The sequence below is a fragment of the Dokdonella immobilis genome (assembly GCF_900115085.1).
In the GTDB taxonomy this organism is placed as follows: domain Bacteria; phylum Pseudomonadota; class Gammaproteobacteria; order Xanthomonadales; family Rhodanobacteraceae; genus Dokdonella; species Dokdonella immobilis.
On record NZ_FOVF01000013.1, the window covers coordinates 11,947 to 26,148 of the forward strand.

8 protein-coding genes are annotated in these 14,202 nt (G+C 65.0%); 4 read left to right on the plus strand and 4 right to left on the minus strand.

Going from position 1 to position 14,202, the window contains the following annotated elements:
• Positions 1-132 precede the first annotated feature (132 nt).
• Together BM125_RS10400 and BM125_RS10405 are read left to right on the plus strand one after the other, a co-directional pair.
• Positions 133-441, plus strand: coding sequence for a lipid-A-disaccharide synthase N-terminal domain-containing protein (locus BM125_RS10400; protein WP_092407665.1), 309 nt, complete (start codon positions 133-135; stop codon positions 439-441).
• A gap of 82 nt (positions 442-523) precedes the next feature.
• The gene (locus BM125_RS10405) at positions 524-775 is read left to right on the plus strand and encodes a hypothetical protein (protein WP_092407667.1); all 252 of its coding nucleotides are present in this window, start codon (positions 524-526) and stop codon (positions 773-775) included.
• A 55-nt stretch (positions 776-830) separates the two neighbouring features.
• On the opposite strand, the gene metH is transcribed toward BM125_RS10405, so the two are convergent.
• Genes metH through BM125_RS10420 form a run of 3 tightly spaced genes read right to left on the minus strand, consistent with a single transcriptional unit; the run spans position 831 to position 5,535 of the window.
• Positions 831-3,626: a methionine synthase gene (gene metH, locus BM125_RS10410; RefSeq protein WP_245778888.1), complete on the minus strand. Its 2,796-nt coding sequence runs from the start codon at positions 3,624-3,626 to the stop codon at positions 831-833.
• Positions 3,533-4,612 carry a homocysteine S-methyltransferase family protein gene (locus BM125_RS10415; protein WP_092407671.1) on the minus strand — a complete coding sequence of 360 codons (1,080 nt, stop codon included), beginning with the start codon at positions 4,610-4,612 and terminating at the stop codon, positions 3,533-3,535. The genes metH and BM125_RS10415 overlap by 94 nt, the downstream gene beginning before the upstream one ends.
• On the minus strand, positions 4,609-5,535 hold the full coding sequence (locus BM125_RS10420) for an ArsR/SmtB family transcription factor (protein ID WP_092407673.1): 927 nt from the start codon (positions 5,533-5,535) through the stop codon (positions 4,609-4,611). The genes BM125_RS10415 and BM125_RS10420 overlap by 4 nt, the downstream gene beginning before the upstream one ends.
• 181 nt (positions 5,536-5,716) lie before the next feature.
• Here BM125_RS10420 and BM125_RS10425 point away from each other — a divergent pair, with 181 nt between their 5' ends.
• Positions 5,717-6,877, plus strand: a complete 1,161-nt coding sequence (locus tag BM125_RS10425; RefSeq protein WP_092407675.1) for an acyl-CoA dehydrogenase family protein — start codon at positions 5,717-5,719, stop codon at positions 6,875-6,877.
• 81 nt (positions 6,878-6,958) lie between these two features.
• On the opposite strand, the gene BM125_RS10430 is transcribed toward BM125_RS10425, so the two are convergent.
• A complete protein-coding gene (locus tag BM125_RS10430; protein ID WP_175498012.1) occupies positions 6,959-8,776 on the minus strand; it encodes a sensor domain-containing diguanylate cyclase in 1,818 nt (605 codons plus the stop codon).
• A 402-nt stretch (positions 8,777-9,178) separates the two neighbouring features.
• Between BM125_RS10430 and BM125_RS10435 the strand changes: the two genes are divergently transcribed.
• Positions 9,179-14,116 carry an NAD-glutamate dehydrogenase gene (locus BM125_RS10435; protein ID WP_092407679.1) on the plus strand — a complete coding sequence of 1,646 codons (4,938 nt, stop codon included), beginning with the start codon at positions 9,179-9,181 and terminating at the stop codon, positions 14,114-14,116.
• The last annotated feature ends 86 nt before the right edge of the window (positions 14,117-14,202 follow it).

The following is a 14,202-nucleotide window of genomic DNA, read 5'->3' on the forward strand; positions in this document are numbered from 1 at the left end:
CGCCTGCCTCGGCTTGCTTGCATAATCCGGCTCGCGCGCAAGCGTCGGTGACGGGGCACATGTCGATCCGGCCCGGGCCAGAGGCCTCGGCAGGATAGAATGCGTCACCCCCTCACCTGGTGTCGCAGCGCAATGAACGAAGTCCTGTTCAACATCCACAGCATCGGCGTCACGCCCTGGAAGCTGATTGGCTACTGCGGCGTCCTGCTCTTCACCAGCCGCTGGTTCGTGCAGATGTACGCGACCAAGAAGCTGCGCCGCGTGCACATGCCAAGGGCATTCTGGTGGCTGTCCATTCTCGGCAGCCTGATGCTGGTCAGCTATTTCACGTTTGGCAAGAACGACTCGGTCGGCATCCTTTCGAACGCATTTCCGGCCTTCGTCTCGATCTACAACCTGGTCGTGGACCTGCGCCACCGCCGGGAATGGGCCGAAAGCTGAATGGATGCGCCCGCGGCGGCTTCATGCCAGAATCCCCCCGGTCAGGCGTCCGCCTGGCGATCATCCTCGGGGAGAGGCAAGCATGGAAAATCGTAGCAGCGCACCGGTCATGTCGCTCGGCGACTGGATCATCACCTTCATTGTCCTTGCGATTCCGCTGGTCAACATCGTGATGCTGTTCGTCTGGGCTTTCTCGAGCGGAACGAATCCGAACAAGTCCAACTTCTGCAAGGCCTATCTGATTCTTGCCCTGGTCGCGATCGTGCTGTTCTTCATTTTTGGCGGCATGGCCTTCATGTCGGCCATGAGCGGCGCTGGTTCGTCGGGAATGTAGAGATCGGCGCGCCTGCCGGATCCGGCAGGCGCGTTTCCCCACATGCAGGTTTCCACTACTCCGGATCGTAGTCGAGATTCGGGGCCAGCCAGCGTTCGGCTTCGGCAATACTCCAGCCCTTGCGCCGGGAATAGTCCTCGACCTGTTCGCGGGATATGCGGCCGACCACGAAGTACTGACTTTTCGGATGCGAGAAGTACCAGCCCGAGACGGCCGCCGTCGGCAACATGGCGAAGCTCTCGGTCAGCGAGATGCCGGTGTTCGCGGTCGCATCGAGTAGTGTAAACAGCGTGGCTTTTTCGCTGTGGTCGGGGCAGGCCGGGTAGCCCGGAGCGGGGCGGATGCCCTGATAGGCCTCGGCGATCAGGCCCTCATTGTCGATAACCTCGTCCGCGGCGTAACCCCAGTAGTCCCTGCGCACGCGCTGGTGCAGGCATTCGGCGAACGCCTCGGCCAGGCGATCGGCCAGGGCCTTGAGCAGGATCGCCGAGTAGTCGTCATGGTCCTGTTCGAAGCGGGCCACGTGCGCGTCGATGCCGATGCCGGCGGTCACGGCAAAGCCGCCGATCCAGTCCTCGACCCCCGAATCCTTCGGCGCAATGAAGTCGGCCAGGCAGAAATCGGGACGTTCGATCGGCTTGTCGACCTGCTGGCGCAGGAAGTGCAGGATCGAAATCGTCGAACCGTCCGCGGCGAGTACCTGCACGTCGTCGCCGTTTGCAGTCGCCGGCCACAGACCGAAGGCGCCGCGAGCGACCAGCCATTTCTCCGCAATGACGCGTTCGAGCATGGCCAGGACATCGTGATGAAGCTCGCGCGCCTGCGCGCCGACCACGGCGTCATCGAGGATTGCCGGATAGCTTCCGGCCAGTTCCCAGGCGTTGAAGAACGGCGACCAGTCGATGAACGGCACGAGTTCGGCAAGTGGGAAATCATCGAGCACCGTGACCCCGATCCGGCGCGGCTGCACGGGTCGATGGCTCGTCCAGTCGCCATCGAAGCGTTGCGCACGCGCCTTTTCGAGCGGGACCAGACGCCTGGCGTCGCCGCGGCCCTTGTGGCGTTCGCGGATCTCGGCGTAGTCGGCGCGGATCTTGTCCATGAAGGCGTCGACCATGTCCTTCGAAATCAGCGACTGGGCGACGCCCACGGCGCGCGAGGCGTCCTTGACCCAGACCGTCGGTGATCGATAGTGCGGTTCGATCTTCAGCGCCGTGTGCGCGCGCGAGGTCGTGGCGCCGCCGATCAGCAGCGGCAGGTGGAAATCCTGGCGCTGCATTTCGCGGGCGACATGGGTCATTTCCTCCAGTGACGGCGTGATCAGCCCCGAGAGTCCGATCATGTCGGCGTTCTCTGCGCGCGCCGTGTCGAGGATCTTCTGCGCCGGCACCATCACGCCAAGGTCGATGACCTCGAAGTTGTTGCATCGGAGTACGACGCCGACGATGTTCTTGCCAATGTCGTGCACGTCGCCCTTGACCGTGGCCATGATGATCTTGCCGTTCGACTTGCCGACATCGCCGGTGCGCAGTTTCTCGGCTTCGATGTGGGGCAGCAGCCAGGCCACGGCCTTCTTCATCACGCGCGCCGACTTGACCACCTGCGGCAGGAACATCTTGCCGGCGCCGAACAGGTCGCCGACCACGTTCATGCCATCCATCAGGGGCCCCTCGATCACATCCAGCGGTCGCACCGATTCCAGCCGCGCCTCCTCGGTGTCGGTCTCCACATGCGCATCGATGCCATGCACCAGCGCATGCGCCAGTCGCTTCGCTACCGGCAAGTCGCGCCAGGCGTTCTTGTCTTCGCGAATCCCGAATCCCGAATCCCCAATCCCGCGCTTGTGGCGCTCGGCGATCTCGAGCAGGCGTTCGGTGGCATCACTTCGGCGGTTGAGGACCACGTCCTCGACGCGCTCGCGCAGATCGCCATCGAGATCATCGACGATCGGCAACGCGCCGGCGTTGACGATGCCCATGTCCATGCCGGCCTTGATCGCGTGGTAGAGGAAGACCGCATGGATGGCCGCACGCACCGGCTCGTTGCCGCGGAACGAGAACGAGACGTTGGAGACGCCGCCGGAGACGTGGCAATGGGGCAGGGTGCGGCGGATGATCCGGGTCGCCTCGATGAAGTCGACCGCGTAGTTGTCGTGCTCCTCGATGCCGGTGGCGATGGCGAAGATATTGGGGTCGAAGATGATGTCTTCGGGCGGGAAGCCCACTTCATCGACGAGGATCCGGTAGGCGCGCGTGCAGATCGCGACCTTGCGCGCGCAGGTATCGGCCTGGCCCTCCTCGTCGAAGGCCATGACCACCGCCGCGGCACCGTAGCGCAGCACCGTGCGCGCCTGCTCCCGGAACGCCACCTCGCCTTCCTTGAGCGAGATCGAATTGACCACGCCCTTGCCCTGCAGGCACTTCAGTCCGGCTTCGATCACCGACCACTTCGACGAATCGACCATGACCGGGATGCGTGCGATGTCCGGCTCCGAGGCGATCAGATTTAGGAAGCGGACCATCGCCGCTTCCGAATCGATAAGGCCCTCGTCCATGTTGACGTCAAGGATCTGGGCGCCGTTTTCGACCTGCTGGCGGGCGACCTCGACAGCGTCCTCGAAACGGCCTTCCTTGATCATCTTGCGGAACTGCGCGCTGCCGGTGACGTTGGTGCGCTCGCCGACGTTGATGAAGTTGAGTTGCGGCGTGATGACCAGCGGTTCGAGGCCGGACAGGACCGTGTGGTGCGAAGTCGCGGTCATGCGGCCAGGTCCCTGACCGGCAGGCGCCGGGGTGCAAGCCCGCGGACAGCCTCGGCAATGGCGTGGATGTGCGCCGGCGTCGTGCCGCAGCAGCCACCGACCAGGTTGAGCAGGCCTGATGTGGCGAATTCACGCAGGGTCGAAGCCATCTCCTCGGGTGTCTCGTCGTATTCGCCGAACGCATTCGGCAGGCCGGCATTCGGGTGTGCGCTGACGTAGGCACGGCTGACCCGGGCCAGGGTTTCGACGTGTTCGCGCAGGTCGGCCGCACCAAGGGCGCAGTTCAGGCCGAACGAAAGTGGACGACTGTGCGCAAGCGAGGCGTGGAAGGCTTCGGCGGTCTGCCCGGACAGGGTGCGCCCCGAGCGGTCGGTGATCGTGCCCGAGATCATGATCGGCAGGCGGCCGCCGCGTTGCTCGAAGACCTCGGCGATGGCGAACAGGGCGGCCTTGGCATTCAGCGTGTCGAAGATCGTCTCGACCATGAGCGTGTCCGCACCGCCGTCGATCAGGCCTTCGGTGGCCTCACGGTAGGTGGCCCGCAGTTCGTCGAAACTGGTGTTGCGAAAGCCCGGATCGTTGACGTCGGGACTGATCGAAGCGGTGCGGCTGGTCGGCCCGAGCACGCCGATCACGAAACGCGGCTGGTCCGGCGTCTTCGCGCTGTACGCATCGCAGGCGGCGCGGGCCAGCCGCGCGCCCTCGCGATTCAACTCGTAGACGATGTGTTCGAGGTGATAGTCGGACTGGCTGATTGCGGTGGCGTTGAAGGTATTGGTCTCCACCAGGTCCGCGCCGGCCTCCAGATAGGCTTCGTGCACGGCGCGGATGATGTCGGGCCGGGTCAGCGAAAGCAGGTCATTGTTGCCCTTGAGGTCGTGCGAACAGCCGTCGCCGTGCGCATGCGCGGAATCATGGCCATCGACAAAACGCTCGCCCCGGTAATCGGATTCGTCGAGCCGATGGCTCTGGATCATCGTGCCCATGGCGCCGTCGATGACCAGGATGCGCCGGGAGAGCGCCTGTTCGAGCATCTGCACGCGCTCCGGGTGCAGCCAGGGCAGCGGCGCGCTCATGGCTTGCGCGCCAGCAGGGTGACCACCTCGAAATGCGGCGCCTTGCTCTCGCGCGTGATGCGTTCGCATTTGAGCACCTCGAGCCCGGTACTCTCGGCGAAACCGCGCAGGTCGGCCGGCCGGAAGCCAAGGTTGCGATGATCGAAGGGTTCCACGGCACCGTGATGCGCGTGCTTGCCGAGCGTGGCGGCCAGCAGGCGACCACCTTTGGCCAGCACGCGCGCGGCCTCGGCGACGACCGTGGCCGGCTTTTCGCTGTAGGTCAGGGCATGCATGAGCAGGACCAGATCGAAGCGCCTGCGGCCGAGATCAAGGGCATGCATGTCACCGGTGACGACTTCGACATTGGCAAAACCCTTGAGCCGCTCGCGAGCAGCGGCGACCACGCGCGGGCTGGCATCGACGCATACGATCGAGCGGGCCCGCGGTGCCAGCAGTTCGGCGAGAACGCCGTCGCCGGAGGCGATGTCCAGCACGTCACCCGGATCGACCAGCTGGGTCATGGCGCGGGCCAGGGTTTCCCAGGTGCGTCCCGGGGAGTAATGGCGCTCCATGTCGCCGGCGACCGTGTCGGCCCAGCCTTCGGCGCGGGCGCGCTTGGCCAGGACGCCGGGAAGCCGATGCTCATCGTCCCTGAGCAGGGCGTCATCGACGGCTTCCTTGAGGGCATGCAGGAGCGCGCCTTCGCGTGGCGCGAGCTCACCGTTGAACCGGTAGTAGGACGACACGCCGGCGCGACGGTCGCGGACGAGACCGGCATCCTTGAGCTTGGCCAGGTGGGTCGACACGCGCGGCTGGGCCAGGCGCAGGATCGCCGAGAGCTCGGCCACGGTCAGTTCTTCGCGTTCGAGCAAGGCCAGCAGGCGCACCCGGGTCGGGTCGGAGAGCAGCCGGAGCAGGGCCGAGGTGGCGGTCAGGTCCACGTATTATCCTTTCATCTTGATTGAAAGATGGAAGTGCAGCGTAGCCAGACCTTGCGGTGCCGTCAACGTGGATCTGACCGCTGCGCCGAGGTTGGCGCCTGGCGGGATTCCCCCATCGGCAGGCGGAAAGGCCCCCGACGCGATAAAATCGCCGGCCGCCCCACGCCGCAAAGGATGACCCATGGATTTTCGCCTCAGCGACGATCAGCTCTCGATCCAGTCCATCGCCCGCGAGTTCGCGCAGAAGCGCATCGCGCCGGTTGCCGCCGAACTCGACGCAACCGGCAGGTTCCCGCTCGAGAACATTCGCGAAATGGGTCAACTCGGCCTGATGGGCATCGAGGTGCCCGAGGAATACGGCGGTGCCGGCATGGATCCGGTCGCCTACGCCCTGGCCATGATCGAGATCGGTGCTGCCGACACGGCGCACTCGACGATCATGTCGGTCAACAATTCGCTGTACTGCAACGGCATCCTGCAGCACGGCACCGAGGAGCAGAAGCAGAAATATGTGCGCGCGATCGCCTCGGGCGAGCACATCGGCGCCTACGCGCTGACCGAACCTCAATCCGGATCCGACGCCTCGGCCATGCATACCCAGGCATCGCGGAATGCGGACGGCGACTGGGTCATCAACGGCAAGAAGAGCTGGATCACCTCGGGTCCGGTCGCCAAGTACATCATCCTGTTCGCGATCACGACCCCCGGCATTGGCGCCAAGGGCATCTCCGCCTTCATCATCGATACCGCTCGGCCCGGATTCCACGCCGGCAAGGTGGAGCCCAAGCTCGGCATCCGTGCCTCGGCCACCTGCGAGATCGAATTCCACGACTATGTCTGTCCCGCGGGCGACATGCTCGGCCCGCAAGGCAAGGGTTTCGGTATCGCCATGGGGGTGCTTGATGCCGGACGCATCGGCATCGCCTCGCAGGCGGTTGGTCTTTGCCGAGCGGCCTACCAGGCGAGCGTTGCCTATGTGCAGGAGCGCAAGGCATTCGGCCACGCGATCGGCTCGTTCCAGATGATCCAGGCCAAGATCGCCGACATGAAATGCCGGCTCGATGCGGCCGAGTTGCTGACCCTGCGTGCGGCATTCGCCAAGGGCGAGGCCGACCGCACCGGCGGGCGTTTCAGCACCGAGGCGGCGGTGGCCAAGCTGTATGCCTCGGAGGCCGCCATGTGGGTGACCCACCAGGCCGTGCAGATCCATGGCGGCATGGGCTATTCGAAGGAAATGCCGCTCGAGCGCTATTTCCGCGACGCCAAGATCACCGAGATCTACGAAGGCACTAGCGAGATCCAGCGTCTCGTCATCGCCCGTAACGAGACCGGGCTGCGCTGAGATCGCCTCCCGGCTCGCGCGACCGCCGTTTGTTGCCGATGCGCGGCCCGTGCAGGTATCCGGATCACCGCTCCCCCGTACTCAACCGACCTTGCTGGTGCTGCCGAGACGGGAAACGCTGGCCAGCGAAAGCGGGGTCTTCGACTCGGACTTGGGGTGCAGCACTTCGGCCAGCATGGCCTGGTCGCGGCCGCTGTTCTTGGCCAGATAGAGGGCATTGTCGGCGTTGCGCATGAGTTCCTCGGCCGACTTGCCGTGTTCGCCGTAGGTTGCCACGCCGATGGATACGGTGACCTGGCCGAGCGACAGGTTGCGGTGCTGGACGTCGAGGTTGCGCACCGCGGAGCAGATCTCCTCGGCGCGCTGCAAAGCCTGCTCCGAATCGGCCTCGGGCATGAGGATGGTGAATTCCTCGCCGCCGTAGCGGCAGCTGACGTCCTCGCTGCGCACGGTGCGAGCAAGCAGGGCGCCGAACTGGGCGAGCAGGGTATCGCCGGCTTCGTGCCCGTGGGTGTCGTTGAACCGCTTGAAATGATCGACGTCGAGCATCAGCACGCTGAGCGGCAACTGGCGACGTTCGGCACGCTGGATTTCACGCTCGAACGAGGCCTCGAGATAGCGCCGGTTGAACAGTCCGGTCAGCGCATCGCGCAGCGACTGGGTTCGCAGCGTTTCCTGCAGGCGCAGGTTGGCCATGGCCAGGGAGATCTGTTCACTGGCCGCGATCGCGATTTCGCGAACCTCCGTGCTGATTTCGGCATCGTCGCTAACGGTGAGCACGCCCAGCATCTCGCCCTGGGCGACCATCGGCACGCACAAGCGGCAATGACTGCCATGCGCACCCTCGTCGGAATCCGAATGCAGGTGGCGGCAGGTGAAGGACGGCAGGGTCCCGGAGGCAGGATGCACGTGGCCGCGACGCAGCGCCCAGCAATCGTTTGGAGAAAATACTCCGCTTTCCGCGGCGATGCCCGAACCCCAGGTGGCGATCGGCTCGAGCAGGTTTTTCGACGCGTTGATCAGGCTGATCGAGCCCGAGCTGCCGGGAAGCAGATGCGGCAGCGAAATCCGCAAGCTGTCGGTGGCTTCTTCGATGCTGCGGCAACCCTGCAGCATTTCGCCCAGTTCCGAGAGCTGGCGCAAGGTCCGCGCCAGGTCCTGCGACTTGTTCAGGCTCGTGGTCAGCTCGACGTTTGCAGACTTGACGCGCGCATCGCTGATCAGGCGCCTGCGTTCTTCGCGCAACAAGGCGACCAGGGCCAGGCTCAGGATGAGCAGGCAGACCAGGACCGCGCCGGTCGTCAGCAAGGTGGTCAGCCCGGCTTTTTCCTCCATGCGCTTTTCGCGCTGTGCCAGCAACGCTTCTTCGTTGCGCAGCATGGTTTTGCCGAGGGCATCGATCCGATGGTCCTCCTCCAGCGAGCGGGCGACCTGCAGGGAAGTCCGCACCGCTTCGATGCCGCCCTTGGCGTATTGGGTGAGGACCGCATTGATGCCATCGATGCGTTGCTGGATCAGGTCGTGCAAGCGGGCAGCGGTCTCCGCCTGTTGCGGGTCGTCGGCCACCAGCGCGGCCAGGCGCTCACTGTGTTCGCTGGCGCGCGGGAAATCGCGATAGTAGTCCTCGAGCCTCTCCACCTTGCCTGAGATGATGTAGGCGCGCTGGCTGGCCTCGATATCGTGCAGGGAGGCGAGGGTCAGGGTGATCTCCTGCTTGACCTCGAGCGAATGCGTGACCCAGTGGTTGGTCGCGACGAACTCACCCACGGCCCGGTAGACCTGGACCGCGACGGCGGCGAGGATGACGGCGAGCACCAGGAACGAGGCGACCAGCCGTTGGCTGTATCTCCGGTTCCAGGCGCTTGCCGCGCCAGAAAGTGTCGCACCGTGGCCGTTCATGATCCGCTCGACTGCAGGGGTATGCGTTGTCCGGGGTTGCAACCCGCGTGCCATCGACGTTCGCCGCTTCCGGATTCTGCCAACTGGCGCAGATTTCGATGCCAAAAGTCTGACGAAGTTCACAAGTCCGCCAATGGAAACGTCCGACTACCGGTGCTGAGAGCTTCCGGACCGCCAGCGTCACCGCCTGAACGGGAGGTTCAGCGCCGGATTTGACAAATCGCGCCGATCGGCTGGTCGCTCCCGGTCTCGGCATGTCCCGAAGGAGGGACCCCGGACGTGGCCCTTGCGTGGCCCGGAGCGACCCCGCTGCGGGTGCCCGCGCAAAGGCTGGCGCGGTGGATTCCGCCTGGGGTCGAGCGTATCCTCCGCGCCCACCGCCCACGAGCCCGAAGAATCGGAATGAATGCCCAAAGCGTCGCCAGCGAATCCAAGCGTCTTGAGCCGATCCTGAACCAGATTTCCAGCCAGGGCGGGGCCTCCCGCCAGCGCGACACGCAGGCCTTTGCCGCCCACTTCTTCCGGCACGTGCCCGCTGACGACATCGGCGGCAGGGACCCCGCCGAATGGGCGCGGATCGCCCAGTACATGTTCGAATACCTGCGCCAGCGCACGCCACACACGGCCAAGATCCGGGTATTCAATCCACAGGCAGCCGAAGAGGGCTTCGACAGCGGCCACACCATGATCGCGATCGCGACCGATGATATGCCGTTCCTGGTCGATTCGGTCTCGATGGCGATCAACCAGGCGAGTCTCGCCACGCACGCGGTCATCCATCCAATCTTCTGCGTGGAGCGCGATCCGGGCGGCCACATCCTGGCCTTCGGCGACGAACAGATCGGACGTGGCGCGGCCGAGTCGGTCATGCTGTTCGAGATCGAGCGGGTCAGCGACGCCAATGAGATCGAGGCCTTGCGCAGGAACATCGCAGCGGCTGTCGAGGACGTGCGCGCGGCGGTCTCCGACTGGCCAAAAATGAAGGCGAAAATGCTCGAAATCGCCGACCAGCTGCCGACCCTGAACCTGCCGTTCGACCAGGCCAGCCTCGACGAGGCCCAGGAATTTCTCAAGTGGATCGCCGACGATCACTTCACCTTCGTCGGCTACCGTGAATACCGCGTCGTCGAGGAGAACGGCGATGAGGTGCTCAAGCCGATCGAGAACACGGGACTGGGCATCATGCGTGGCTCCGAGAAGGGCTTTCCGGCGCGTTCGCTGAAGACGCTGGCGGCGAGCGATCTCGAGAAGTCCGGCTCGGTCGGAGCCCTGATCCTCACAAAGACCAATTCGCGATCGCGCGTGCATCGCCCCGGCCACATGGACTACCTTTCGGTGCTCGGCTTCGACGCCAGCGGCAAGCCGGTCCTCGAACAGCGCTTCCTCGGCCTGCTGACATCCTCGGCGTACATGACGCCGCCGCGCCAGGTGCCGCTGCTGCGCAAGAACTACGACACCATCCTGACCCGCTCGGGGCTCAAGCGCGATTCGCATTCGGGCAAGGCCCTGCGCCACATCCTCGACACCCTGCCGCGCGACGAAGTATTCCAGTGCTCGACCGACGAGCTCTACGAGATCGCCATGGCCGTGCTCGACCTGCGCGAGCGGGCGCGCACGCGCCTGTTCGTGCGCAGGGACCGTTACGGCCGGTTCTTCTCGATGCTCGCCTACGTGCCGCGCGACCGGTTCAATACCGAGGTGCGCGAGCGCATCGAGGCCATGCTCAGGGACTATTTCCGCGCCGAACGCATCGACTCGACCGTGCTCCTCGACGAGTCGCCGCTGGCCCGCGTGCACATGATCGTGCGTCCGGACCCGGGTGAGCGCCCGGACTGGAACGTGGCCGAACTCGAAGCCAACATCGCCGAGATCGTGCGCAACTGGCACGACGACCTGCGCGAAATCCTCGTCGCCAGCCATGGCGAGGAGCGTGGCAGCAAGCTGGCCAGCCGCTATGGCAAGGCCTTGCCGGCAGGCTACATCGAGAAGGTCACGCCGCAGAATGCAGCCTCCGACGTGGAACTGGCGGCCGCCCTGGCCGATGCCGACGACATCCAGCTCAATCTGTATCCGTCGCAGAAGCAGGATGGCGTGCTGCACTTCAAGGTATTCCGGCTCGGCGCCGACATTACCCTGTCCGAGGTCATCCCGCTGCTCGAAAACCTCGGTCTCAGCGTTCTGACCGAGAATCTCTACGAGATCAGGAACAGCGGCAACGCGATCACGATCCAGGACATCCTGGTCCGACCAGGGCGACTCGCCTTCGAACTGCCCAGCGTGCGTGAACTGTTCCAGGTGGCCTTCGAGCGCATCTGGCGTGGCGATGCCGAGAACGACGGCTTCAACAAGCTCGTGCTCGCCGCCCAATTGGACTGGCGCCAGGTCAGCATCCTGCGCGGCTACTGCAAATACCTGCTGCAGACCGGCGTGCCGTTCTCGCAGGCCTACATGGAGCAGACCCTGGCCAACTATCCGGACATGGCCGGTCTGCTGGTCGAACTGTTCGAAGCGAAGTTCGATCCGCATCGCCTCGACGCCGGCGCAGAGTTCATCGAGGAAGCCCGCAGCCGCCTGCGCGACGAGATGGAGACGCTGATCCCGGCGCAGTCGCTGGCCGACAATCCCGGCCTGATCGACGAGCTGATCGCCTGCCGCGACCAGCCGCGCGACACCCAGTGCCGGGTCATCGCCTCGACCATCAATACCTTGCTGGGACGCGTCGCCAGCCTCGACGAGGACCGCATCCTGCGCAGCTTCAGCGCGGTGATCCGGGCCACCCTGCGCACCAACTACTACCAGCGCGTCGATGGCAAGGCGCACGAATACACGAGCTTCAAGTTTGATCCTTCGCAACTGAGCGAACTGCCGAAGCCGCGCCCCTATCGCGAAATCTTCGTCTATTCACCGCGCGTTGAAGGCGTGCACCTGCGCTTCGGCCCGGTTGCGCGTGGCGGCCTGCGCTGGTCGGACCGGCGCGAGGATTTCCGCACCGAGGTGCTCGGCCTGGTCAAGGCGCAGATGGTCAAGAACACGGTCATCGTGCCGGTCGGTTCGAAAGGCGGGTTCTTCGTCAAGCGACCGCCGGCCAGCGGCGAACGCGATGCGGTCCTGGCCGAGGGCGTGGCCTGCTACCGCATGTTCATCAACGGCCTGCTCGATGTCACCGACAATCTCGTCGAAGGTGACCTCGTCCATCCGCAGGACGTGGTCCGCCACGACGATGCCGACCCCTACCTGGTCGTCGCTGCCGACAAGGGCACGGCGACGTTCTCCGACATCGCCAACGCGGTCAGCGCCGAGCACGATTTCTGGCTCGGCGATGCGTTCGCTTCGGGCGGTTCGGTGGGCTACGACCACAAGGGCATGGGCATCACGGCGAAGGGTGCCTGGGAATCGGTCAAGCGCCATTTCCGTGCCATGGGGTGCGACAGCCAGAGCGAGGACTTCACCTGCGTCGGCGTCGGCGACATGTCCGGCGACGTCTTCGGCAATGGCATGCTGCTGTCCCGGCACATCCGCCTGGTCGCCGCCTTCGACCACCGGCACATCTTCATCGACCCGAACCCGGATGCGGCCAGCTCGTTCATCGAGCGCGAGCGCATGTTCAAGTTGCCACGGTCGTCCTGGGCCGACTACGACACCAAGCTGATTTCGGCGGGTGGTGGCGTCTATCCGCGCTCGGCCAAGACCATCGACTTGTCCGCCGAAGCCGCGGCGGCGCTCGGTATCGACGGCGGCGCCCAGAAGCTCACCCCGAACGAACTGCTCACGGCGATCCTCAAGGCGCCGGTCGACCTGCTCTGGAATGGCGGCATCGGCACGTATGTCAAGTCGGCCAGCGAAACCCACGCTGATGCCGGCGACCGCGCCAACAATGCGATCCGCATCAACGGCGGCGAGCTGCGCTGCAAGGTGATCGGCGAAGGCGGCAACCTCGGCATGACCCAGCGCGGACGTATCGAGGCGGCCCAGAACGGCGTGCTGCTCAATACCGACTTCATCGACAACTCGGCCGGTGTGGATACCTCGGATCACGAGGTCAACATCAAGATCCTGCTGAATGATGCAGTACGCCGCGGCGAGATGAGCGTCGAGCAGCGCAATGCCCTCCTGCGCGAGATGACGGACGAGGTCGAGCGCCTGGTCCTGTTCGACAACTACCGGCAGAACGAAGCGATCAGCATCATGGAACGCATGTCGGTCTCGCGGCTCGGCTCCAAGCAGCACCTCGTGCGCACGCTCGAGGCGCAGGGCCTGCTGGACCGCCAGATCGAATTCCTGCCCAGCGAGAAGGAGTTCGCTGAGCGCAAGGCCCGCGGCGTCGGCCTGACCCGTCCGGAACTCGCGATCCTGCTCTCGTACTCGAAAATCGTGATCTTCCAGCAACTGCTTGATTCGGACGTGCCGGAAGACCCGTACCTGTCCAAGGAACTGCGTCGCTATTTCCCGGAACCGCTGCGCGAACGCTTCGCCGAGCACATGGAGCGGCACCGCCTGAAACGCGAGATCATCGCCACGGCGGTGACCAACTCGATGGTCAACCGCATGGGCGCGACCTTCATGCTGCGCATGCAGGAAGACACCGGGCAATCGCCCGCGGCCGTGGCCAAGGCCTTCAACATCGCCCGCGAAGTGCTCGATGCGCGCACGCTGTGGGCCGAAATCGAGGAACTCGACGGCAAGGTCAATGGCAATGCCCAGATCGATGCGAACCTGGCCATCTGGAGCCTGCTGCGCACGATGACGCGCTGGCTGCTCAACCATCCCGGCGAGGTCCACGATATCGCCGCGGCGGTCGAGCGCTATGAGCCGCCGATGCGTGAACTGCGGGCCCGGATCGACGCGGTGACCAGCGCTGCCGAAAACGCAGTCTTCGAAGCCGGGCGCGCGCAGTGGATCGAACAGGGCTTCCCGGAGCAACTGGCCGACCAACTGGCCCACCTGCCGTCGCTGGCTTCGGCCATGGACATCGCCCTGGTCGCCCAGCAGAGCGGCCACAGCGTCATCGACGTGGCCTCGGTCTTCTTCGCCGTCGGCGAGGCCCTGAACCTGAAGTGGCTGATGGAAAAGATCGAGGACCTGCCGGTCGAGACGCGCTGGCATGCGCACGCGCGCGGCTCGTTGCGTGACGAGCTGCTTTCGCACCAGCGTTCGCTGGTCTCGCAGATGCTCGCCTTCGAATGCGCCGGTGAGGGTGTCCATCGCGTCGCCGCCTGGATCGGTCGCGACGACCCGACCCTGAAGGCACTGCTGAGCACGCTCGCCGACATGCGCAGCCAGGTCGTCATCGACTATCCGATCGTGTCCGTGGCCGTGCGCCGGCTGGCACAACTGGTGTAGCGCAGCCTGACGGACGGAATCCATCGGGTTCCGTCCGTCTGCTAGAGTCGGGGCCTGCTGCGGGACGCAGCGCAAACGACGCGGGG